Source organism: Streptomyces sp. NPDC059248, from assembly GCF_042753905.1.
Classification (GTDB): domain Bacteria; phylum Actinomycetota; class Actinomycetes; order Streptomycetales; family Streptomycetaceae; genus Streptomyces.
The window spans coordinates 18,265-41,135 of sequence record NZ_JBHYZV010000029.1; the positions used below are offsets into that span (position 1 = coordinate 18,265).

The following is a 22,871-nucleotide window of genomic DNA, read 5'->3' on the forward strand; positions in this document are numbered from 1 at the left end:
GCCGGATCGGGACGGCTCAGGTGTCGTCGCCGAGGACGGGCTCGGGGAGCGTACCCGCGTTGTGCTCCAGCAGCCGCCAGCCGCGCGCGCCCTCGCCGAGGACCGACCAGCAGCAGTTGGAGAGGCCGCCGAGGCTCTCCCAGTGTCCGGAGTCCAGACCGAGCAGACGCCCGATGGTGGTACGGATGGTGCCGCCGTGGCTGACGACGACCAGGGTGCCGTCCTCCGGGAGCTTCTCGGCATGGCTGAGCACCACCGGAGCGGCCCGGTCGGCCACCTCGGTCTCCAGCTCGCCGCCGCCCCGGCGCACGGGCTCGCCGCGCTTCCAGGCGGCGTACTGCTCGCCGTACCGCTCCTTGATCTCCTGGTGGGTCAGCCCCTGCCAGAGCCCGGCCCAGGTCTCCCGCAGGCCCTCGTCGTGGACGACGTCGAGGCCGGTGATCTCGGCCAGCTCATGTGCGGTCGCGGCGGCGCGCTTCAGATCGGAGGCGATGATCGCGTCCGGCTGGAGGGACGCCAGCAGCCGGGCCGCGCGGCGGGCCTGGGCGATCCCGCCCTCGGTGAGGGGGATGTCCGTCGTGCCCTGGAAGCGGCGCTCCAGGTTCCAGGCGGTCTGGCCGTGCCGCCACAGGACGAGACGGCGGCCGGTGCGCTTGTAGGCGTCCTCGTTCAGTTCAGCTCACCGTCCGTGTCCGCGCCGCCGGTCAGCTCGGCGTGCTCCTTGCCCTTGCCGCGGGTCTTCGCCGCGTCCTCGGGCAGCGTCAGCTCGGGGCAGTCCTTCCACAGCCGCTCCAGGGCGTAGAAGACCCGCTCCTCACTGTGCTGGACGTGGACGACGATGTCGACGTAGTCCAGCAGGATCCAGCGGGCGTCGCGGTCGCCCTCGCGGCGGACCGGCTTGGCTCCCAGCTCCTTGAGCAGCCGCTCCTCGATCTCGTCGACGATCGACTTGACCTGGCGGTCGTTGGGGGCGGAGGCGATCAGGAAAGCGTCGGTGATGGAGAGCACATCGCTGACGTCATAGGCGATGATGTCGTGCGCGAGCCGGTCGGCGGCCGCCTGGGCGGCGGCGTTGACGAGCTCGATGGAGCGGTCGGATGCGGTCACTGGCTGGCTTTCGTCGGCGGTCGTGTACCAGACAAGGGTCTCACGGACCGCCGACATCCCCGGCCGGGTTTCCCGGGGCGGGCGCCGGGGCGGGACCGCGCCGTCTCCCGGCCGCCCCGCCCGTGCCCGCCCACCGCCTCCGGTCAGCCCGTCCCGTAGTCACTGCCGAGCACGATCCCGATGTCCACGTTCGCCGGAGCCGTGCCCTTCCTCACCGCGGACGCCGGGAGCCCCAGCGTCTTGGCGACCTCGGCGGCCTCCGCCTTGCGGGCATCGTCACCGTAGGTCACGGAGGAGGTGCCCGCGGTCTTCGCCGAGCCGCCGTCGACGACCGCGTAACCGGCGTTGACCAGGGCGATCCGTGCGGTCTCCGCCGTCTTCGCCTGCCCGGTCGCGTCACGGAAGCCGACCCGGACCGCCGCGCCCTTCTCGGGCGCCGTGACGGAGCCGCCCAGGACGTCCCGGACCACCCGGGCCGACGCCTGCTCGGTGAGCCGGCCGTCGGAACCGATCGGGAGGACGAGGGTGGCGTAGTCGCCGCCCTTGGCGTGATCGGCCAGCTTGGCGAGGGACGCGCCGAGGTCCTTCTCGGTGAGCGACGGATCGAGGATCTGGCCCAAAGTCTCCACGGTGACCGTCGCGGACTCGGCGTCGCCCGGGAACTTCTTCAGCACGCCCTGCATCACCTGGCCGAACCGCTGGAGCTGCTCGGCCTCGGCCTCCCCGGGCCCGAGGTAGGTGGCGTAGGCGACGGCGGCACGGCCGTTCAGTGTCTGGTTCTCGCCCTTCTTCACGAGAGGGGCCGCGTTCTTCGTCTCGCCGGGGACGTCGGTGTCGGTGGTCAGATCGATGGAGCCGACCAGTTCGACGAGGTTCTCCAGAAAGGGGGTGTCGAGCCGCCAGGTGCCGCTGATCCGGGCGCCGAGCAGGGTACCGACGGTCTCACGGGCACCGGCGGCGTCGGACTCGACGGACTTCGCCAGGGTCGTCGTGGCACCGTCGTCGGTGGCGACGGCCATGGCGTTGGGCAGCAGCACCGTGGTGCCCCGACCGGTGGTGACGTTGTCGACGAGAAGGGCGGTCGACGTGCCCTTCTTCTTGGTGTTGTGCAGATGGACGACGATCACATCGCGCTTTTGCGCCCCGGCGGAGACACTCTTCTTCCCCTCGTCCGACATACCCGGCAGCGCGCCCTCGGCCCACAGCCAGCCGACCCCGCCCAACAGGGTCAGCGCCAGGACGACGGCGAGCACGACGACCCGGTTGCGGCCGCGGCGCTTGGCCTCCTCGCGCCGTTCGGACCGGCTCTCGGTGAACTTCAGCCAGTCGATGACGTCTTCGGACTCCTCGTCCGGCTCCTCGATGAACGCGAACTGCTCGGTGCGGTAGTCGCGCTCGTCGGCGGGCCGGTCCCCGTCGGGGCGCCGCGGTCCGGGCAGGGACGCCGTGTCGGGCCCAGCGGGCTGCCGCTCGGCGTCCGGGGCCGGGTGCTGGGCGGGCACGGTCCACTGCTGGGTGGTGTCGACGACCCTCGGTTGGGAACCGGTGCCGGCTCCCGGCCCGGGGTCGTAGCCGTATCCCTCGTAGGCGCGGCCCTCGGGATCGTGGCCGTACGTCTGCCCCGGCTGCGGCTCCCCCGTGCTCCCCGTCGTTCCGGCGGGTCCGGCGGGTCCGGCGGGTCCGGCGGGTCCGTCGTACGCGGTGTACCCGGTGTACGACGCGGGCTCATAGCCCTCGTAGCCGGGGTGGCCGTACTCCCCGCCGCCGTCCGGGGGGCTCGGGACATGGGACTCGTACGACGGGTCGTAGGCCTGCTGCCCGTACTCCCCGCCGTACCCCTGTCCGTAGTCCTGTCCGTACTCCTGGGGGTAAGGGCCGTCGCCGTACGCGGAGTCCTGGGGCCGCTGAACCTGGTCGGGCTGCTGGGGCTGCTGGTAGACCGGCTGTCCGTAGGCGTCGTAGCCGATGATCTGCGGCTGGTACGGGTCGTACGGATGCTGCTGGTCGTTCACCGGTGCCCCCTCTCCGGGCTCAGTGGCCGCGGTACAACTGGCTCTTGTCGATGTACCGCACGACACCGTCGGGTACGAGATACCAGACCGGGTCCCCCTTGGCGACCCTCGACCGGCAGTCGGTCGACGAGATCGCCAGCGCCGGGACCTCCACCAGGGACACCTTGCCCTCGGGGAGACCGTCGTCCGTCAGATCGTGCCCGGGGCGGGTGACGCCGATGAAATGGGCGAGCGAGAAGAGTTCGGTCGCGTCCCGCCAGCCCAGGATCTGGGAGAGCGCGTCGGCGCCGGTGATGAAGAAGAGGTCCGCGTCCTCGTTGAGCGCCTTCAGGTCCCGAAGGGTGTCGATGGTGTACGTCGGCCCCGGGCGGTCGATGTCGATCCGGCTCACCGAGAACTGGGGGTTGGAGGCCGTCGCGATCACGGTCATCAAGTAGCGGTCCTCCGCCGGGGAGACCGCCTTGTGCGTCTTCTGCCACGGCTCGCCGGTGGGCACGAAGACGACTTCGTCGAGGTGGAAAAGAGCGGCCACCTCACTCGCCGCCACCAGATGTCCGTGGTGGACGGGGTCGAACGTCCCGCCCATCACACCGAGTCGTCGCCTGGCGGGACCGGCGCCCGGCGCACCGGGCGCGGCACCCGCCTGCTGTTCCTGCTCTCCCATGCGTGCAGAGCCTACTGGCACGTGCGTACGGGACGGTTGGCGAGGCTCAGCGGTCGCGGTTGAAACTGACGGTGATCCAGAGCAGCAGAAGCAGGGCGACCAAGGCGCCGGCGCCGACGAGGATCGGGCTGAGGCTGGGGTGGCGCACGGTGTCGGCGGCGAGGGGAACGAGGCTGGCGGAGGTGCTGGCGAGGCTCATCTTCTGCGGGACCTATTCGATCGGGAACGGGGCGGAGGGACTTCGGGCACACATCGTATGCGGGCGGGTCGGGCACGCTCACGCCGACTCGGTCGTTGTGGAGGTCGCGGTGCCGTGAAGCCGGTGCCGTGACGGCGGGACGCCGGACGGGCGACGGCGGGTCCCGGAGTTGTCCACAGGCTCCGGCACCCCTCGGGGGCAGCACCTACGCTGGAGCCAGTCGGGGGGACGAGCCGTCCGATCGCACCATGTGCACCAATGGGCTCTACGGCTATTGGGCTGATACGGCTATACAGGGGGCTGGAATGACCGAAAGCAGTCATGAGAACGTGCCGAGCAGGCAGCGCAAGCGCTTCCCCGGCATCTCGTCCCGGGCGTACGAACACCCCGCTGACCGCTCGGCGCTGGTCGCCCTGCGCAAGCTCAGCGGTTTCGACACCGTCTTCAAGGCGCTGAGCGGACTGCTGCCCGAGCGGAGTCTGCGGCTGCTGTTCCTCTCCGACTCCGTCCGGGTGAGCGATGAGCAGTTCGCCTATCTGAACGCCATGCTGCGGGACGCGTGCTACATCCTCGACCTGGAGAAGGTCCCGTCGATGTACGTCACCCAGGACCCCCGTCCGAACGCGATGTGCATCGGTCTCGACGAGCCGATCATCGTGGTCACCACGGGCCTGGTGGAGCTGCTCGACGAGGAGGAGATGCGGGCGGTCGTGGGCCACGAGGTGGGCCACGCGCTGTCGGGCCACAGCGTCTACCGCACGATCCTGCTGTTCCTGACGAATCTGGCGCTGAAGATCGCCTGGGTGCCGCTGGGCAATGTGGCGATCATGGCGATCGTCACGGCGCTCCGGGAGTGGTTCCGCAAGTCGGAGTTGTCGGCCGACCGGGCGGGGCTGTTGGTGGGACAGGACCTCCAGGCGTCCATGCGCGGTCTGATGAAGATCGCCGGTGGCAATCATCTGCACGAGATGAATGTGGACGCGTTCCTCCGCCAGGCCGAGGAGTACGAGGCGGGCGGCGATCTGCGGGACTCCGTCCTCAAGATCATGAATGTGCTGCCGCGGTCGCACCCGTTCACCACGGTCCGGGCGGCCGAGCTGAAGAAGTGGGCGGAGAGCCGCGACTACCAGCGGATCATGGACGGCCACTACCCCCGGCGGACCGAAGACAAGGACACCTCGGTGACCGACTCCATCCGGGAGTCCGCCTCGCACTACGCGGACACGGTGCGCACGAGCAAGGATCCGCTGATGAAGCTGGTCGGCGACATAGCGGGCGGCGCGGGTGACCTCGGGGGCAAGCTGCGCGACAAGTTCGGCGGCGGAGGGGGCGGCGGCCGGGACAACGGCAGCGGTCCCCGCGAGTCCGGCAGCGGCGGCGGCAACGGTGGCGGCGGGCAGAGCTGAGCCGGGCGCCCGGCAACGGCGGCTCCGGGGCCCGGGTCACCCCGGGGCACCGGAGGAGCCGGCGGGCCCGGTGCCGGGGCCGCGGGCGTCATGGCGGGGGCGGCGGGCCCGGTGCGGGGGCGGGCTGGGCCGAGTCGGCGAGAGTGCCGCAGACGGCGACCGCGGGGCCCGGCCCGATGGCATACGGATCCGTGGCCGCCGGGCCCCCGGGGGACGCCGACTCGCCCGCCAGGAGGGGCCGCAGCTCCCGGGAGAGATCCGCGGAGCAGGAATGCGGACCCACCCGGGCCCGGCTGGAGACGACCTCGGTCTGATGACGCGCGAGGTCCTCGTGGTCGAACCGGAACCGCAGTTCGCGCTGGACGACGAAGAGCGACGCCGCCCCGGAGGCGGCGGAGGCGGCCGGAGCGGCGGGGCCGTCGGCCCCGGCGGCGGGGCGGAGAAGGTAGGTGAAGGTGTGGCGGGAGGTGATCTCCAGGGTGCCCGGCGCGGTCTCGGCGTAGTCGAGGGTGCCGTGGACCCGGATCGCGGTATCGGCGAGGGCGACCTCCCCCGGGTCGAATCTGACCAGCCACCCGGCGGCCGGAGCCGTACGGGAGTCCGGGGACCGGGCGGGGCTCGGCGAGCCGGTGCCCGCGGCGGCTGACGAGGGCGTGGAGGGACCCGCCGTCGGATGGGGCGGAGTGCCGACGCTCCGTTCGAAGGCATCGAGTTGGCGCGCGGTCAGCAGAATGCGGACGGGGCGGTCGGTGGCGCCGGTGAGGACGGCCGGGTCCAGCGACGACACCACCAGATACTCCTTGGCGACGGTCAGCGCCGACAGGACGTCGCTCTCGGAGAAGTCCCGGGTGGCGCGGGCTCCGGGCAGGGTGATGCCCGAGGCGCCGATGCGATGGTGGGCGGCCGGGCCGTGCCGTAACAGCTCGGCGAGTGTCGCACCGGGGACCCGGCCGGAAGGCGTCAGCGGAATCACGGTGATCCGGGGAGGTTCGGTCCCGGGCGGCGCGGCGGCCGGGCCCGCAGAGCGGCGCAGCCCGAAATGAACCGCCATGGCGAAGGCCAGCGCGACCATCAGGGCCAGCAGAATCACCACCCAGGCCCCGCCAGGGCCGGGGCGGGCGTACGGCGCGGGCGACGGCCGCGCGGGCGCCAGGGCGTGGACGGCTCGCGCGTCCGGGCCGGACCGTTCCTGGGCCGAGTACTCCCGGAGCCGGGCAGCCCGGACGAAGGAGTCGTCGAAGACGACGGCTCCGTACTCGTCCTCTCCACCGCCGGGGAGCCCGTCGGTCGGCTCCTCGGGCGGATCGCCGCGCCCGGCCATACTGTGAGGGTTGGTCCCCGGGCGCTCCGGTAAACGCGTCCACCCGACCGAACCTCCCGCGGAGGGCTTACGGGGGGCCGTGCGGGTTGCTCACAGCGCCCCCGACGCCGTCATGCGTGGAGGGGCGGGGAACCGCGCGAGCAACCCACGCCCACGCGCGGACGGGACTCCGCGTCAACGCCCTACGGCGCGCCACCGCCACCGCCCGGCCACCCCGCGCGTCTAATGGGGCGGGGTCGGGACCGGGGTGGAGCCGGGGAGCCGGGGGGTGTCGACGCCTGTGGTGGCGGGGGGCGGGATCTGGTCCTGGCGGCTGCCGGCCGCGCCCCGGTAGACCGCGGTGAAGGCGAGGGCGACCATGCCGATGCCCATCAGCAGGGCGAGCGCCCAGGCGACCGGGCGGTGCCAGTGGGCGGTGCCCCGGTAGGGGCGGAGGGCGCCGCCGTGCGGGCCGTAAGGGCCGGACCAGTCGTCGGGGTGGCCGTCGTCGTAAGGGCGCTCCGCGCCGTAGTAGCCCTCGTAGGGCTCGTCGTCCGTGGGGCCGGCGCCCGACCCGGCCCGGGCCGCCTCGGCCTCCGCACGGGCCTGCGCGGCGGCCAGCAGACGCTCGACCGCGGAGGGCTCGTGGACGGTGGCCGCGCTGACGAAGTCCTCGTCGAACACCACGGGGGCGAAGTCCTCGTCCGCGCCTCCGCGGTCGTCGTCGTCGGGCTCCCAGCCGTCCGGGAACGGCCTGCCCCCCACGTCGTCCGGCACGTCTTTCAGAGTAGACCCGGGCGCCATGTTTGGGCAGACGGACGGCGAACTCTCCCCGGTCCCGTGCTATCGGGTGTGTCCGTCGCCGGTGAGGATGTACTTCGTCGAGGTCAGCTCGGGCAGGCCCATGGGCCCGCGGGCGTGCAGCTTCTGGGTGGAGATCCCGATCTCCGCGCCGAAGCCGAACTGGCCGCCGTCGGTGAAGCGGGTGGAGGCGTTGACCGCGACGGTCGTCGAATCCACCAATTGGGTGAAGCGGCGGGCGGCCGCCTGGGAGGTGGTGACGATGGCCTCGGTGTGCCCGGACGACCAGCGCCGGATGTGCGCCACGGCGTCGTCGAGCGAGTCCACCACGGCCGCCGCGATGTCGTACGACAGGTACTCCGTCTCCCAGTCCTCGTCCGTCGCCGCGACGAGCGTGGCCTTGGTGTCCCCGGCGCCTGCCAGGACGCGCTCGTCGCCGTGGACGGTGACCCCGGCCTCGGCGAGCGCGTCGAGCGCCCGGGGCAGGAAGGCGGGGGCGATGTCCCGGTGGACGAGGAGCGTCTCGGCGGCGTTGCAGACGCTGGGGCGCTGGGCCTTGGAGTTGACGAGCACCGAGACGGCCATGTCGAGGTCGGCCTCGGCGTCCACGTACACATGGCAGTTGCCGGTACCGGTCTCGATGACGGGGACGATCGACTCCTCCACCACCGTGCGGATGAGTCCGGCGCCGCCCCGCGGGATGAGGACGTCCACCAGGCCGCGGGCCCGCATCAGCTGCTGGACGGATTCGCGGGACTCGCCGGGGACGAGCTGGACGGCGTCCGCGGGGATCCCGGCGGACTCCAGGGCGTCACGGATCACCCGGACGAGGGCCGTGTTGGAGGCGTACGCGGAGGACGAGCCGCGCAGCAGGACGGCGTTGCCGGACTTGAGGCAGAGTGCGGCGGCGTCCGCGGTGACGTTCGGCCGGGCCTCGTAGACGATGCCGACGACACCGAGCGGCACCCGGACCTGGCGCAGGTCGAGGCCGTTGGGGAGGGTGGAGCCGCGGACGACCTCGCCGACGGGGTCCGGCAGGGCCGCGACGTCCCGGACGTCGGCCGCGATGGTCCGGACGCGCTCCGGGGTCAGGGTCAGCCGGTCCACGATCGACTCGCTCGTCCCGGCCTCCCGGGCGCGGGCCACGTCCTCGGCGTTGGCCGCGACGATCTCGTCCGTCCTGGCCTCCAGCGCGTCCGCGACGGCCAGCAGCGCGGCGTCCTTGGCCGCGCGCGGCAGCGGCGCGAGCTGCGCGGCGGCGGCACGGGCGGCCAGCGCGACCCGGCCGACGGGGTTGAGAGAGTCCTGCGGGGTGAGCGGCGTCGTCATACCCGCAGGGTAATGGGCCGGTGTCCGCGCCCCCTCCCCCATCCCGCACTCCGAGACGTCCCGTGCCCCGGGTCCCGTGCCCCGGGACATCCCGGGCGGCCGGACATCCCGCGCGGTCGGGACGTCCCGGCCGCCGCGACAGGCCCGGCCGGGGCGGGCGGGGCGGCCGGCCGGGGCGGGCTCAGAACGGGTGGACGCCGATCCGGGCCGCCGGGGGCGGGCCGTAGCCCTCCGCGAGGCGCTGGTGGTAGGTCTGCCGGTCGATGACCTCCAGGCCGACGATCGTCCACGGCGGCAGCTTCGCCGTGGCGCGGTGCTCGCCCCACAGGCGCAGGGCGACGGCCGCCGCGTCGTGGAGGTCGCGGGCCTCCTCCCAGTACCGGATCTCGGCGTGGTCGTTGGCGTAGCGGCTGGTCAGCAGGAAGGGATGGTCGTGGGCGAGCTGTTCGAGCCCCCGGCGGACCTCCGTCAGCGGGGCCTCGGCCCCGGAGACGCTCAGGGTGATGTGCCACAGCTTGGACTGGGCGTGGTCCTCGGTGTCGGCGACGGCGCCGTCGCCGACGCTCGTCAGGGTCCGCTCGGGCCGTGCCGTGTGGCCCGCCGCCGAGCCGGACCGTTCGGGGCCCGCCGTTCCGTGGACGCAGCGGACGCCGTTGTTCCCTCGGGGCATGTCCCCCGGGCGCGCGATGGTCACAGGCGGCCTCCTGATTGCGTATGTCGTGGTGCCCCGCCCCCGCAGTGCCCCCCGCAACAAAGTTGACCAGCCCCGGACCGGACGTGGGGCGGTTTTGGTAAAGGTCCCTGTTGGTTGGCTGTGGTTTCAGCCGTTTCAGGGGTGCATCACGACGAGATCGTCCCTGTGTACGACCTCCCTCTCGTATTGCGGACCGAGTTCGACGGCCAGTTCGCGGGTGGAGCGGCCCAGCAGCGCCGGGAGTTCCTTGGCGTCGTAGTTGACCAGGCCCCGGGCGACGGCCCGGCCCCGGGCGTCGCGCAGTTCGACCGGGTCGCCCGCGGTGAAGTCGCCCTCGACGGCGCTGATCCCGGCCGGGAGCAGCGATTTACGGCCCTGGACGACCGCCAGGACCGCGCCGTCGTCGAGGACGAGCGCGCCTTGGGGGGTGGAGGCGTGGGCCAGCCACAGGAGCCGGTCGGCGGAGCGCCGTCCGGTGCGGTGGAAGTACGTACCCGTGGAGCGGCCCGCGAGCGCGTCGGCGGCCCTGACGGCGGAGGTCAGGACGACCGGGACGCCGGCCGCCGATGCGATCCTGGCCGCCTCGACCTTGGTGACCATGCCGCCGGTGCCGACGCCCGCCCGTCCGGCGCTGCCGATCTCGACGTGCGCGATGTCGGCCGGGCCGCGGACCTCGTCGATCCGGGTCGTCCCCGGCCTGGCCGGGTCGCCGTCGTAGAGACCGTCCACGTCCGAGAGCAGGACCAGCAGATCGGCCCGGACGAGATGGGCGACGAGCGCCGCGAGCCGGTCGTTGTCGCCGAAGCGGATCTCGTCGGTGGCGACGGTGTCGTTCTCGTTGATGACGGGGACCGCGCCCATGGCGAGCAGCTGGTCGAGGGTGCGGTAGGCGTTGCGGTAGTGGGCGCGGCGGCTGGTGTCCTCGGCGGTGAGCAGCACCTGGCCGACCCGTACGCCGTACCGCGCGAAGGACGCGGTGTAGCGGGCCACCAGCAGGCCCTGGCCGACGCTGGCCGCGGCCTGCTGGCGGGCGAGGTCCTTGGGACGGCGGGCGAGGCCGAGCGGGGCGAGACCGGCGGCGATGGCCCCGGAGGAGACGAGGACGATCTCCTTCTCGCCGCCGCTGCGGATCTTGGCGAGTACGTCGACGAGGGCGTCGACACGGTCGGCGTCGAGGCCCCCCGACGCGGTCGTCAAGGAGGAAGAGCCCACCTTGACGACGATCCTGCGGGCCTGTGTCACCTGCTGTCTTGCCACTGTCACGGACCGAATCTATGTCAGGGCGGCGGTTCGGCGCCGGGACTTCTCACCCGCTGGACAGCTTTCCGGACGAAGTACGGCGGATCCGGGCACCGGCCGGACGGGATCGTTGCCGCGACCGGAGCCGGGCCCGGGCCCAGGTTCCGGCCCCGAGCACGGGCCGGCCCCGGCCCGGGCCCCGATCGTCAGCCCGCGACGGGCTCCTGCGGCGCGCCGTCGGCCCCGGACCTGGGCGCCGGGGGCGCGGGAGACGTCGCCGTCGCGTCGGACCGGTCGGACCGGTCGGACCTGTCGGCCCGGTCCGACCGGCCGGAACCGTCGGCCGGGGCGGTGGCCTGTTCCCCGATCCGGCGTTCCACGCCCCGGTTGCGGGCGTCCGCCGCCGTCTGAAGCGCCCGTACGGCCGCGTTGAACCGTTCCATGGCGGTGGGGTGGTCGGGCCCGAGGAGGTAGTGCTTGAGTTCGCGCCGGGCGTCCGCCAGCGGGTCGTCGCCGGGCGCGGCGACCGCGGCCAGCAGCCGGTCGAGACCGCCGGCGTCGTTGCCGAGGATCACCGCGGCGCGGGCCGCGGTGTTCTGCCGCCGGAACTCGTCGGCGCCCAGGCCGGCCGAGTCGGTGATCGCGTACGGCTTGCCGCTGGCCATGAAGTCGGAGACGACGCTGGAGATGTCGGAGACGAGGGCGTCGGACTCGTTGAAGCAGTCGTAGAGCCGGGGTTCGTTGCCGGTGACGACGCGGTGCTCCCACCAGCCCGCCGCGTTCCAGTACATCTCGTTCCCCTCGGTCCGCAGCCGCTCGGCCCGCGCCAGCAGCTCGGGGTCCGCGAGGGAGTCCCGGGAGCGTTCGGCCTCGTCGCCGCCGGCCCTGGCCGGGCCCCGCAGACGTCCGAGTTCGGCTTCGATCGCGGCCGTACGGGCGGCGGCGAACTCGCGCCGCTCCTTGCCCCTGGCCCGCTCGGCGGCCCAGCGGGGGTCGGTACGGCGCTCGGCCGCGGCGGCCTCGACCAGCGCCGTGACCCGCTCGTGGGCGGCCTTGGCCCGGGGGTCGCGGAGCCCGGTGAAGGGGTGCGGCTTGTAGAGGACCCGTACGGGCGGTTCGGCCGCCAGCAGCCGCCGGACGATGTTCTCCCCGGCCAGCAGCAGGGACGTATTGCCCGGGTCGTCCTCCCAGCCCTCCCAGGTGGGGGCGTACAGCACGGTCGGGACCGGATGAACGGTGCCGGCGCGGTCGTCCGCGGGGGTGATGGACGCCAGCTGCGGGCGTCCGACCTCGGCGATGTCCGCGTCGCCGACCCCGACATCGGCGACGGCGTAGCGGTCGCGGCCCGCCCGTCCGGCGGTCCACACCTCGTCGTACACCTTGCTGAACGGGTTGACGGAGGCGAGCTTGTCGCTGTCGCCGTGGCCGATGAAGACGTGCTTCATGGTGGGCCTGCGCAGCAGATGGATGTTCTTGCCGACATTGGCGGCGTAGAGCGCGACCCGGACGGTGGAGAGGTCGAGGTTCATGGCGTGGGTGCCGCCGGGGACGCAGAGGACGGGGACCGGGGTCTCGTTGAGCTTGGTGGTCAGCTCCCGCTCCCGCATCAGGATCAGCGGGCGGCCGTCGATGTGCTCCATGGTCTCCAGCCACATATTGACCTGGTAGGCGGAGGCGGCGCTGCCGGAGAAGTAGAGGACGACGGTGGGCCGGTAGGCGCGCAGCCAGTCGTTGACGGCGTCGAGGACGGCCGTGGCGGGCGGCACCCGGCGGGTGAGGAGGTACGGGACGAGGACCGCGGTGCCGAGCAGGCCGAGGGCGACGGTGGTGGCGACGCCCGCGTAGCCGGCGAGCTCCTCGCCGGTGGCGGCGGCGGTCAGTACCCCGATGACGGCGGGCAGGTCGAGATGGAGCATCTTCTGGGCGGCCCGGCGCAGCAGGATCTGCGGCGGGGCGTCCGGGATCCGCAGCCCGCCCGGGGTGATGTTGCGGGTGACGACGGGCAGGGTGCGGTGCAGCCGGATCAGGGTCGTCAGGGCGCCGTGCGGGGCCTGGAGGCCGTAGAAGACGAGGAATCCGGCGACCGCGGTGAAGAAGAGGGTCGTGTCGGCCAGGCCCGCGCGGGCGAGCAGGAGCACCAGCAGGAGCTGGCGGAGCAGGAAGCGGATGGAGAGCCCGGCCCGTACCTTGCTGAGCCGGTTGACCAGATAGCTGCCCCGGTGGTGGAGGTACCAGTCGGCGAGATAGGTGACGGCGGCGGCCGCCGCGAAGGAGGGGATGTGCGGGAGGAGCGCGGCGAGCAGGACGGCGGGATAGCCGAGTCCGATGAGGGCGGCGGCGGCCAGTTCGGACCGGCTGCCGACGCGCGCCAGGCGCATGGCGGTCGAGATCACGGGGAACCTGCTCCAGACGGCGGAAGGAGGGGGAGGAGCGGCGGGAGTCGTACGGAAAGGGCTGGTCGAAGGGGGAGCGGCGGAGGAGCGGCGGGCGGCGGGGAAGCGGCGGGCGCCGGAGGAGCTACGGGTGAGCGGCGGGGCTCAGACGGCGTTCTGCCGGTCGAGCACCGCGGCCAGCGCCGCCTCGAACCCGGAGGCCTCACCCGCGCCCCGGGTCGGGTCCTGCCGCCGTACGTCGACGACGTGCCCGGTCAGCGCGGAGAGCAGGACGTCGAGCGAGGTCCGGGCGACGGCCTCGGACGAGAGCAGGCTGCCCGCGGGCTCCTGGCCGAAGGCTCGGGTGCGCATGGGGGTAGCGGTGCGCTCGGGGTTGACGCAGTTGACCCTGATCCCGTCGGCCGCCCACTCGTCGGCCAGGGCCTGGGTCAGATTGACCATGGCGGCCTTGGTGGACGAGTAGAGGCTGTACTCGGCCCGGCCGCGGGTGTAGCTGGAGGAGGTGTAGAGCAGGAGCTGGCCCCGGCTCTCGGCCAGGTACTTGTAGGCGGCGCGGGCGATCTGCACCGGTGCCAGATAGTTGACGTGCAGCGCTTCGAGGATGGTGCTGTTGTCGGTCTCGGCGAGCCGGCCGATCCGCAGCAGCCCGGCGGTGTTGATCACATAGTCGATCCGGCCGGTCTCGGTGTAGGCGCGGGACAGGGCGTCGTCCACGTGCTCCGGGTTCTCCACATGGGTCCCGGTGGTGGAGCGCCCCAGGGCGTACACCCGGGCGCCGTAGCCGCGGGCGAGCGCGGCGATGTCCGCGCCGATGCCGTACGAGCCGCCGAAGACGATGAGGGTGCGTCCGGCGAGGAGTTCGCGGTAGGCGGCCTCGTCCGCCTGGGCGGGGGCCGCGGTGGAGGCGAGCTGGAACAGCTTGTCGGCGATGAAGACGTCGACCGGCTGGGTCACCTTCATGTTGTACTCGTCGCCCGCGACGACATGGATCGGCACGTCCGGCAGGTACTTGAGGACCACCGAGCAGTCGTCGGTCGCCTGGAAGTTGGGGTCGCCGGCGGCGAGTTCGTACGCCCTGCGGATCGTGGAGAGCTTGAAGGCCTGCGGGGTCTGGCCGCGGCGGAGCCGGGAGCGGTCGGGGACGTCGGTGATGAACTCGCCGTCCTCGCCGTGGGTGCGGGTGACGACGATGGTGTCCGCGGAGGGGATGGCGACGTCGACGGCCCGGTAGCGGCCGAGGGCGTCGACGCAGTCCTGGATGACGCGCTGCGACAGCAGCGGGCGTACGGCGTCGTGAAAGAGGACGTTGACGTCCTCGCCGGGCGCCGTGCTCTCGCCGATGGCGGCGATGGCCCGCTCGGTGGTCTCGTTGCGGGTGGCGCCCCCCTCGATCACCCGCCGTACCTTCGTCAGACCCGCCCCGGCGACGATCCGTTCGACGTCGGGGACGAAGCCGGGCGCCATCAGGACGATCACGTCGTCGACGGCGGCGGCCTCCTCGAAGGCGGCCAGGGTGTGCTCGATGACGGCCTTGCCCGCGATCTTCAGCAGCTGCTTGGGGATCGACAGGCCCACGCGTTGCCCGGTGCCCCCCGCGAGTACGACGGCCGTGGTGCGCGGGCCGGCTACATGTGGTGCGGACACGGCGGAGACAGCGGACACAGACGGACCTAACCTCGAAGCGGCACGGAGCGGGTGCGGAGCGGAGTGATGCTTACACTCTGCGTGACCGTCCCGCAACGCGGTCGCCCGGCCGTCGTCCCACCATGCGGATACGGGAGTTCACCCACCGGTCCCGGTCCGTACGGGCACGAGGGGGTGCCGGAGGTGTCCACGGGGGGTGCCGCGGGGCGGACGGCCCGGCGGCCGTCCGCCCGGCGAGGGGCCGCGACCCCGCGCCCACAGGGGCGGGGCCGGCCGGTTCATCAGCGGTTTCGCAGTTCGAGGACGAGCCGGTTCAGCGGGTCGTAGGCCAGCCGCAGCACGATCAGCCGCTGGTCCTGGCCGCGGATCTTCCGGAGCACCCGGCGGGCCAGGAGCAGGGGCCGCTGCTCGTGCAGCAGCACCTCGGGGCAGCCGCGGACATCACTCTTCCGGAGCACATCGTCAAGGAGCCGTCCGACCGCCGTCGGCCGGTGGTCGGGGTGGTACCGCAGCCACAACTCCCAGGACTCGTCCTCCTGTTCGCGGCGGTCCGCCACCGTCTCGCAGTCGAGGACGACGGAGAAGCCGCGGGTGCCCTCGCGGGTGCCGTGGAAGACGAGTTCGTCGTCCGGATCGCCGCCGCGGCGCAGGACCAGGGTCGGCTCGCCCGCGGGCTCGACCGTGCCGAGGATCCGCCCGGTGAGCGTCAGCCGGTGTTCGTCGATCGCGATGTCGCCGGCTTCGACGTGCTGCCTGCGGACCCAGGAGCGGAACGCCAGCCGGTGGGCCGGGGGTTCGCGGAACGGCACGAGGTGGTGGACGGCCGCCTCGCGGGCGAACCGCTCGGCGGCGTCCAGCGTGCCGCGCTGGTCGACCGTGCGGGCGGTGAGTTCGACCCGGCGGCCGGTCCTCGGGTCGTCGGCGTGGCAGACCCAGTAGCCGTCGGCGAGCCCGGCGTCCGCCGGGACGACGGCCGTACCGTCGGGCGCGAAGGGGAAGACCTTCTCACCGCTCCCGGCGGCCGGGGCCCCGTTCCTGGCGCGCGATCCGCCGCCCCGGCCGCCTCTGCGGTCGGCCCGGCCCTTCTTCCCGCCCGGGGCCGGACCGCCGGACGCGGCACCGCCGGACCCTGCGCCGCCGGACGCGGCACTGCCGGACCCTGCGCCGCCGGACGCGTGCTCGGGCGGTTCGGCCCTGGCGCAGACCAGCCGCAGGCCCGGGTACTTCATCGCGGCGGCGGCCGGTTCCACGATCCGTACGGTCACGGATCCGTCGGCCCCGGCGACGCAGTCGGCGACCGGGGCGAAGGGCCGGACGCCCGGGGCGGGGGCGGCCCGGTGACCGGGTCCCGCTCCGAGGGCCGTGAACAACTCCTCGTACCGCCCGGCGATCACCGCCGAGTCGAAGTCGCGGGCCCGCTCGACGGCCGCGGCGGCGAGCCGGCGGCGCAGCGCCTCGTCCCCGACGAGCCGGAGCAGCGCCGCGGCGACGGCGCCGCTGTCGCCGACGGGGGCCAGCAGCCCGTTCTCGCCGTCGGTGAGGATCTCCCGGGGCCCGTGGTCGCAGTCGGTGGCGACGACCGGCAGCCCGCACCGCATGGCCTCCACGACGCCGATGCCGAAGGACTCGTGGCGGGAGGTGTTGACGGCGATGGAGCCCTTGGCCCACTCGGGTTCCATCGCGGCGCAGGAGCCCATCAGTTCGACCCGGTTGTGCAGGCCGAGCCGGTGGGCGACGCGGCGGATCCGCTCCCGGTCGGGTCCCGGCCCGTAGAGGCGCAGCCGCCAGTCGGGGTGGGCGGCGACGACCCGGGCGAAGGCGTGGAGCAGGGCGTCGTACTGCTTCTCGCGGGTGATGCGGCCCGCCGCGGCGACGATGGTCCGCCGGGCGGGGTCGGTGGGGTCGGCGGGGGCGATGGTGGGCTCGGGGACCCCGTGGGGGACGGCGACGACCCGGGTGTCGGGGTCGGGCAGCTGCTCCCGCCAGGCGTCGGCGTCGGCCGCGGTGAGCGTGACCAGGGCGTCCAGGACGTCGAGCCGGGGCGCGAGTTCGGCGATCAGCTCGGGGGTGTGCTGCCGCAGGCTCTTGTGCTCCTGGCCGATGAGGACGGCGTTCTGCGGGGCGTGGGGGGCGACGGCGGGGACCAGGGCGGGCCGGGTGGCGATGACGACATCCGCGTCGGACGCCGCGTAATGGGCCCGGATCCGCTCGTCGGTGAGCTTGCTGTACTGCCCGTACCGGGGTTCGCGGGGCGGGATCGCCTCGGACGGCTCGCGGTGGGCGGGGTCGTCGGACTCGTCGCCCGGGGAGCCGGGCCTGACGTCGACGAGATCGACCAGGGCGATGCCCCGGCCGATGGTGTACGGGGGTATGTCGTGGTGCCGGAGGACCGACACGATCTCCACCTCATGCCGGCCGGCGAGCGCCTCCGCGAGATTGAGCGTGCCGCGGATGGTGCCACCGATGCCGTAGATCGAGTGTATGAGGAAGGAAATCTTCATCAGGCTCCGTTCGCTGTCCCGGGTCGGTGTGACACTCGCTCACGACCGGCCCGGAGCCGGGACGTCCGCCGTACGACGCGTCATCACGGTGGATGGCGAACGGCGTACGGCGGAGGTGGCGGGGGCTACGGGCCGCGGCGGGCTCCATTCTCCCGAACCCGGGACGTGCGACGCGCCGCGCGGTCGCCGCAAGGGGCTCATGCGGGGTTTGCCCGCGCCACCGGTGGCTTCCGGCGGCCCTCGGGCTCCCGGCGACCGGAATCCGCCGCGGGAGGCGACGCGAAGTACCGGCCACCGCACCGCCCGTGGCCCAACGCGCAGCTCCCCGCGCCCACTACACCCGGGGCGCGGGGAGACTCCCGGCGCGCCGTGTGGCGCGCCGGGCCGGCGGTCTACTTGAAGGGACCGAAGTCGTCGTACGCGCGCTCGGCGTCGTCGCGCTCGGCCTCCCGGTCGCGGCGGCGCTGCGCCGCCGGGCGCGGCTCGTCGAGACGGTGGTCCTCACCGCGGCGGCCGAGCATCTCGGCGCCCGCCATCACGGTCGGCTCCCAGTCGAAGACGACCGCGTTGTCCTCGGGGCCGATGGCGACGCCGTCGCCCGCGCGGGCCCCGGCCTTCATCAGCGACTCCTCCACCCCGAGGCGGTTGAGCCGGTCCGCGAGATAGCCGACGGCCTCGTCGTTGTTGAAGTCGGTCTGGCGCACCCAGCGCTCCGGCTTCTCGCCGCGGACGCGGAACAGCCCGTCCTCCTCGCGGACGACGGTGAAGCCCGTGTCGTCGACGGCCTTGGGACGGATGACGATCCGGGTCGCCTCCTCCCGCGGCTTCGCGGCCCGCGCCTCGGCGACGATCCCGGCGAGGGCGTACGACAGCTCCTTCAGGCCCGTCCTGGCGACGGCGGAGGCCTCGAAGACCCGGTAGCCGCGGGACTCCAGATCACCGCGGACCATCTCGGCCAGGTCCTGGCCGTCCGGGATGTCGATCTTGTTGAGGACGACGACACGGGGCCGGTCGTCCAGGCCGCCGTACTGCTTCAGCTCCTCCTCGATGGTGTCGAGGTCGGAGAGCGGATCGCGGTCCGATTCGAGGGTGGCGGTGTCGAGGACGTGGACGAGCACCGTGCAGCGCTCCACATGGCGGAGGAACTCGAGACCGAGCCCCCTGCCCTGGCTGGCGCCGGGGATCAGACCGGGGACGTCCGCGATGGTGTAGACGGTGGATCCGGCCGTGACGACGCCCAGATTGGGCACGAGGGTCGTGAAGGGATAGTCCGCGATCTTCGGCTTGGCGGCGGAGAGCACCGAGATCAGCGACGACTTGCCGGCCGAGGGGTAGCCGACGAGGGCCACGTCGGCGACGGTCTTCAGCTCCATCACCACATCGCGGGCCTCACCGGGCTCGCCGAGCAGCGCGAAGCCGGGGGCCTTGCGGCGGGAGGAGGCCAGCGCCGCGTTGCCGAGGCCGCCGCGGCCGCCCTGGCCCGCGACGAAGCTGGTGCCGTGACCGACGAGGTCGGCCAGGACATTGCCCTGCTTGTCGAGGACGACGGTGCCGTCCGGCACCGGCAGGATCAGGTCCTTGCCGTCCTTGCCCGAGCGGTTGCCGCCCTCACCGGGCTGACCGTTGGTGGCCTTCCGGTGGGGGCTGTGGTGGTAGTCGAGGAGGGTGGTGACCGACTGGTCGACGACGAGGATCACATCGCCGCCGCGTCCGCCGTTGCCGCCGTCGGGGCCGCCGAGGGGCTTGAACTTCTCACGGTGGACGGAGGCACAGCCGTGGCCTCCGTTACCCGCGGCGGCGTACAGCTCGACGCGGTCCACGAAGGTGGTCATGGGATGTCCTCCAGAAGGGTCACTGCCAGGTTGGCCGGGGACCGGCCGGGATCTCGTACATCTCGTACATCTCGTACGAGGGGAGAGTGCGCGCGCCCCGGGGGCGACGCCCTCTCCTCTACTGCTAACACGCGAAGGGCGGACCCGCTTCCCGCACGGCCCCGGGAACACCCGGGAACCGTGTCGGGAGCGCGATCCGCCCCTCGCGAAACGTGTCGGCTGGTGCCTGTGTCAGGCGACCGGAACGATGTTCACGACCTTGCGGCCACGGTGACGGCCGAACTCGACCGCACCGGCCTGCAGCGCGAACAGCGTGTCGTCGCCGCCACGGCCGACGCCCGCGCCGGGGTGGAAGTGCGTGCCACGCTGGCGGACCAGGATCTCACCGGCGTTGACGACCTGACCGCCGAAGCGCTTCACGCCGAGCCGCTGAGCGTTGGAGTCGCGACCGTTCCGGGTGGACGATGCGCCCTTCTTATGTGCCATGTCTCCTCAGTCCCTTACTTCGCAGCCGCGGGAATGCCGGTGACCTTGATCGCCGTGTACTGCTGGCGGTGGCCCTGGCGACGGCGGTAGCCGGTCTTGTTCTTGTAGCGAAGGATGTCGATCTTGGCGCCCTTGTGGTGGTCCACGATCTCGGCCTGGACCTTGATCCCGGCCAGCACCCACGGGTCGCTGGTCACGGCGTCGCCGTCGACAACGAGCAGGGTAGAGAGCTCTACCGTGTCGCCAACCTTGGCGGTGGGAATCTTGTCAACCTCAACGATGTCACCGACAGCAACCTTGTGCTGACGGCCACCGCTGCGCACGATGGCGTACACGCGGATCTCTCTTTCGCTCAGAACGGGAACCCCTGAAGCCAGCCGCCCGCACGGGCCCGGGGGACCGTGACTGTCCGGATGGGTGAGCGGCCTCTCCTGACGGCGGCGGAAACAGCCGTTGGAGGAAGATGCTCAGGAGCTGGCGCGCTACAGACACGCCGACGGCCAAGGGTACGGGGCGGTCACGGCGGGGGTCAAACCGGGCCGGGCCCGGCCGGAGACCACCACCACCGGGGCCGGCCCGGGGCGCTTCGGAGGCCCGGTTCCCGCCCCGTACGACGCGGAACGCCGTGGCCCCCTCCCACGACTGCGGGAGGGGGCCACGGCTCGGTTCAGCGGGGCCTCACGGCCCCGGGCGTCACCCCTCGGTGGTCGCCGGGACCGTCCCGGGCGCCTGCTGGGCGGCCGCTGCGGTCTTCTTCGTGACGGCCTTCTTCGCGGTCGTCTTCTTGGCCACGCTCTTCTTGGCCGCCGTCTTCTTGGTGGCGGCCTTCTTCGCGGTGGCCTTCTTGGCGGTCTTGCGGGCCGCCTTCTTGGCCGGGGCCGCGGTGTCGCCTTCGGCCTCCGGCGCCTCGGCACCGGCGGAGCCGATCACCACGACCGCGCCCGCGTCGCCCTCACCGGCACCCGTGGGGGAACCGGCGGGAGCGGTGACCTTACGGACCACCCGGCGGCGCGCCCGCGGCGGCGCGGCGGCCTCCGGCTCGGCCTGCTCGGTCTGCCCGGCCGACTCGGCCGGCTCGGAGACGGTCGCCCGCGGCTCCGGCTCGGCGGCCTTCGCCACCACGACGACCTCGGGCTCCGCGACCTCGGCGGTCTTCGGCGCACCGGCCGGGGCGGACGCCTTACGCGTCGCCCGGCGGCGGCCACGGCCCGCGGGAGCGGACTCGGGCGCCTGCTCCGGCTCAGCGGCCGAAACCTCAACGGGGGCGACCGGGGCGACGGGCGCGGCGGCCTCGGCCACCGGCTCGGCGGCCACCGGCTCGACGGCCGCCGGGGCCTCCACCGCCGCGGTCTTCGGCGCACCGCCCGGAGCCGACGCCCTGCGGGTCGCCCGGCGGCGGCCACGGCCGCGCTGAGCCGCGGCCTCCGCCTCGGCGGCGCTGCTGTACAGCTCCTCGTCCGGTACGAAGGCGGGCTCGGCGAGCGCGACCGGCTCGGCCACCTCGGCGGCGACCTCCGCCGCCGACTCGACCGCGTGCTCGTGCTCGTGCTCGTCGGTGGTGGTGTGCTCGTGCGCCGGGGCGGCGTCGCCACCGCGGCCGCGCTTCTTGGACCGCTTGCCGCCACCGCCGCCACCGGCGGCCGTGGCCTGGTCCATGTGGACGATGACGCCGCGGCCGTTGCAGTGGACACAGGTCTCGGAGAAGGACTCCAGCAGGCCCTGGCCGACCCGCTTACGGGTCATCTGGACCAGACCCAGGGACGTCACCTCCGCCACCTGGTGCTTGGTCCGGTCCCGGCCCAGGCACTCCAGCAGCCGGCGCATCACCAGATCGCGGTTGGACTCCAGCACCATGTCGATGAAGTCCACGACGACGATGCCACCGAGGTCGCGCAGCCTGAGCTGGCGCACGATCTCCTCGGCCGCCTCCAGGTTGTTCCTGGTGACGGTCTCCTCCAGGTTGCCGCCCTGGCCGGTGAACTTACCGGTGTTGACGTCGACCACGATCATGGCCTCGGTCTTGTCGATCACCAGCGAGCCGCCGCTGGGCAGCCAGACCTTCCGGTCCAGCGCCTTCATGAGCTGCTCGTCGATGCGGTAGGTCGCGAAGACGTCGACCTCACTCGTCCACCGCTGGAGCCGGTCGGCGAGATCGGGCGCGACGTGCGAGACATAGCCGTGGACGGTCTCCCACGCCTCGTCACCGCTGACGATGACCTTGGAAAAGTCCTCGTTGAAGATGTCCCGTACGACCCGGACCGTCATGTCCGGCTCGCCGTAGAGCAGGGTCGGCGCGCCGCCGCCCTTCGCCTTCTTCGCGATCTCTTCCCACTGCGCCTGCAGCCGCTCGACGTCGCGGCGCAGCTCGTCCTCGCTCGCGCCCTCGGCGGCGGTGCGCACGATGACGCCCGCGTCCTCGGGAACGATCTTCTTGAGGATGGTCTTCAGCCGGGCCCGCTCGGTGTCGGGCAGCTTACGGCTGATACCGGTCATCGAGCCCTCGGGCACGTACACGAGGTAACGGCCGGGGAGGGAGACCTGGCTGGTCAGCCGGGCGCCCTTGTGGCCGATCGGGTCCTTGGTGACCTGGACCAGCACGGACTGGCCGGACTTGAGGGCCGACTCGATCCGGCGCGGGCCGTGGGCCAGGCCGAGCGCCTCGAAGTTGACCTCACCGGCGTACAGGACGGCGTTGCGGCCCTTGCCGATGTCGACGAAGGCGGCCTCCATCGACGGCAGGACGTTCTGCACCTTGCCCAGGTAGACATTGCCGACGTACGACGTCGACTGCTCCTTGTTGACGTAGTGCTCGACGAGGATGTCGTCCTCCAGCACGCCGATCTGGGTGCGCTCGCCGCTCTGGCGGACGACCATGACGCGCTCGACGGCCTCACGGCGGGCCAGGAACTCGGCCTCGGTGATGATCGGAACCCGGCGCCGGCCCTGCTCGCGGCCCTCGCGGCGACGCTGCTTCTTGGCCTCCAGACGCGTCGAGCCCTTGATGGACTGGACCTCGTCGGACGCCTCCTCACGGGTACGGGTACGGGGCTCGCGGACCTTGACGACCGTGCGCTCCGGGTCGCCGGCGCCCGGCTCCTCGTCTCCGCCGTGGTCACCGCTGCGACGACGGCGACGGCGGCGGCGACGGCTGCTGGCGGAGCCCGCGCCGCCGCCGGCCGTCTCCTCCTGCTCGGCGTCGGCGTCCGCGGCGTCGTATTCGGCGTCCGCGTCCGCGTCGGTCTCGTCCTCGGCGGACGTGTCGGA

18 protein-coding genes are annotated in these 22,871 nt (G+C 72.9%); 1 reads left to right on the top strand and 17 read right to left on the bottom strand.

What is annotated here, in order from left to right; genetic code table 11:
* Nucleotides 1-16: 16 nt before the first annotated feature.
* From ACFXG1_RS14900 to ACFXG1_RS14920, 5 genes are all read right to left on the bottom strand, one after another.
* On the bottom strand, nt 17-673 hold the full coding sequence (locus ACFXG1_RS14900; protein WP_384709443.1) for a histidine phosphatase family protein: 657 nt from the start codon (nt 671-673) through the stop codon (nt 17-19).
* On the bottom strand, nt 670-1,107 hold the full coding sequence (gene rsfS, locus ACFXG1_RS14905) for a ribosome silencing factor (RefSeq protein WP_384709436.1): 438 nt from the start codon (nt 1,105-1,107) through the stop codon (nt 670-672). Before rsfS ends, ACFXG1_RS14900 begins: the two co-directional genes overlap by 4 nt.
* Before the next feature lie 143 nt (nt 1,108-1,250).
* On the bottom strand, nt 1,251-3,119 hold the full coding sequence (locus ACFXG1_RS14910; RefSeq protein ID WP_384742689.1) for an LCP family protein: 1,869 nt from the start codon (nt 3,117-3,119) through the stop codon (nt 1,251-1,253).
* A gap of 19 nt (nt 3,120-3,138) precedes the next feature.
* Entirely contained in the window at nt 3,139-3,783 is a 645-nt protein-coding gene (nadD, locus tag ACFXG1_RS14915) for a nicotinate-nucleotide adenylyltransferase (protein ID WP_384742692.1), read from the bottom strand.
* A 46-nt stretch (nt 3,784-3,829) separates the two neighbouring features.
* Nucleotides 3,830-3,982, bottom strand: a complete 153-nt coding sequence (locus ACFXG1_RS14920) for a hypothetical protein (RefSeq protein WP_384713883.1) — start codon at nt 3,980-3,982, stop codon at nt 3,830-3,832.
* A 305-nt stretch (nt 3,983-4,287) separates the two neighbouring features.
* Between ACFXG1_RS14920 and ACFXG1_RS14925 the strand changes: the two genes are divergently transcribed.
* A complete protein-coding gene (locus tag ACFXG1_RS14925) occupies nt 4,288-5,388 on the top strand; it encodes a M48 family metallopeptidase (RefSeq protein WP_384713886.1) in 1,101 nt (366 codons plus the stop codon).
* Nucleotides 5,389-5,476: 88 nt separating this feature from the next.
* On the opposite strand, the gene ACFXG1_RS14930 is transcribed toward ACFXG1_RS14925, so the two are convergent.
* The 12 genes from ACFXG1_RS14930 to ACFXG1_RS14985 form a co-directional block, all read right to left on the bottom strand.
* A complete protein-coding gene (locus ACFXG1_RS14930; protein ID WP_384742696.1) occupies nt 5,477-6,709 on the bottom strand; it encodes a hypothetical protein in 1,233 nt (410 codons plus the stop codon).
* Nucleotides 6,710-6,931: 222 nt separating this feature from the next.
* Nucleotides 6,932-7,465 carry a hypothetical protein gene (locus ACFXG1_RS14935; protein WP_384713892.1) on the bottom strand — a complete coding sequence of 178 codons (534 nt, stop codon included), beginning with the start codon at nt 7,463-7,465 and terminating at the stop codon, nt 6,932-6,934.
* A 66-nt stretch (nt 7,466-7,531) separates the two neighbouring features.
* Complete coding sequence (locus ACFXG1_RS14940) at nt 7,532-8,818, bottom strand: glutamate-5-semialdehyde dehydrogenase (RefSeq protein ID WP_384713895.1); 1,287 nt, start codon at nt 8,816-8,818, stop codon at nt 7,532-7,534.
* Nucleotides 8,819-8,999: 181 nt separating this feature from the next.
* A complete protein-coding gene (locus ACFXG1_RS14945; protein ID WP_384713898.1) occupies nt 9,000-9,512 on the bottom strand; it encodes a hypothetical protein in 513 nt (170 codons plus the stop codon).
* Nucleotides 9,513-9,647: 135 nt separating this feature from the next.
* Nucleotides 9,648-10,775: a glutamate 5-kinase gene (gene proB / locus ACFXG1_RS14950; protein ID WP_384713901.1), complete on the bottom strand. Its 1,128-nt coding sequence runs from the start codon at nt 10,773-10,775 to the stop codon at nt 9,648-9,650.
* A gap of 182 nt (nt 10,776-10,957) precedes the next feature.
* Nucleotides 10,958-13,144, bottom strand: coding sequence for a hypothetical protein (locus tag ACFXG1_RS14955; protein ID WP_384742701.1), 2,187 nt, complete (start codon nt 13,142-13,144; stop codon nt 10,958-10,960).
* A 144-nt stretch (nt 13,145-13,288) separates the two neighbouring features.
* Entirely contained in the window at nt 13,289-14,788 is a 1,500-nt protein-coding gene (locus tag ACFXG1_RS14960) for an SDR family NAD(P)-dependent oxidoreductase (protein WP_384720419.1), read from the bottom strand.
* 281 nt (nt 14,789-15,069) lie between these two features.
* Nucleotides 15,070-17,289, bottom strand: coding sequence for a glycosyltransferase (locus ACFXG1_RS14965; RefSeq protein ID WP_384742704.1), 2,220 nt, complete (start codon nt 17,287-17,289; stop codon nt 15,070-15,072).
* A 392-nt stretch (nt 17,290-17,681) separates the two neighbouring features.
* The gene (gene obgE / locus ACFXG1_RS14970; RefSeq protein ID WP_384742707.1) at nt 17,682-19,121 is read right to left on the bottom strand and encodes a GTPase ObgE; all 1,440 of its coding nucleotides are present in this window, start codon (nt 19,119-19,121) and stop codon (nt 17,682-17,684) included.
* 231 nt (nt 19,122-19,352) lie between these two features.
* Entirely contained in the window at nt 19,353-19,607 is a 255-nt protein-coding gene (rpmA, locus tag ACFXG1_RS14975) for a 50S ribosomal protein L27 (RefSeq protein ID WP_006349338.1), read from the bottom strand.
* A 14-nt stretch (nt 19,608-19,621) separates the two neighbouring features.
* Nucleotides 19,622-19,942: a 50S ribosomal protein L21 gene (rplU, locus tag ACFXG1_RS14980; protein ID WP_056558958.1), complete on the bottom strand. Its 321-nt coding sequence runs from the start codon at nt 19,940-19,942 to the stop codon at nt 19,622-19,624.
* A gap of 358 nt (nt 19,943-20,300) precedes the next feature.
* A partial coding sequence (locus tag ACFXG1_RS14985) for a ribonuclease E/G (RefSeq protein ID WP_384742712.1) occupies nt 20,301-22,871 on the bottom strand: 2,571 nt, incomplete at its 5' end.

What these genes read in the sequence shown, in the direction of transcription:
- nadD (WP_384742692.1), bottom strand. Translation starts at nt 3,783, where the DNA reads ATGGGAGAGCAGGAACAGCAGGCGGGTGCCGCGCCCGGTGCGCCGGGC.
- ACFXG1_RS14920 (WP_384713883.1), bottom strand. Translation starts at nt 3,982, where the DNA reads ATGAGCCTCGCCAGCACCTCCGCCAGCCTCGTTCCCCTCGCCGCCGAC.
- ACFXG1_RS14925 (WP_384713886.1), top strand. Translation starts at nt 4,288, where the DNA reads ATGACCGAAAGCAGTCATGAGAACGTGCCGAGCAGGCAGCGCAAGCGC.
- ACFXG1_RS14930 (WP_384742696.1), bottom strand. Translation starts at nt 6,709, where the DNA reads ATGGCCGGGCGCGGCGATCCGCCCGAGGAGCCGACCGACGGGCTCCCC.
- ACFXG1_RS14940 (WP_384713895.1), bottom strand. Translation starts at nt 8,818, where the DNA reads ATGACGACGCCGCTCACCCCGCAGGACTCTCTCAACCCCGTCGGCCGG.
- ACFXG1_RS14965 (WP_384742704.1), bottom strand. Translation starts at nt 17,289, where the DNA reads ATGAAGATTTCCTTCCTCATACACTCGATCTACGGCATCGGTGGCACC.
- obgE (WP_384742707.1), bottom strand. Translation starts at nt 19,121, where the DNA reads ATGACCACCTTCGTGGACCGCGTCGAGCTGTACGCCGCCGCGGGTAAC.
- rpmA (WP_006349338.1), bottom strand. Translation starts at nt 19,607, where the DNA reads ATGGCACATAAGAAGGGCGCATCGTCCACCCGGAACGGTCGCGACTCC.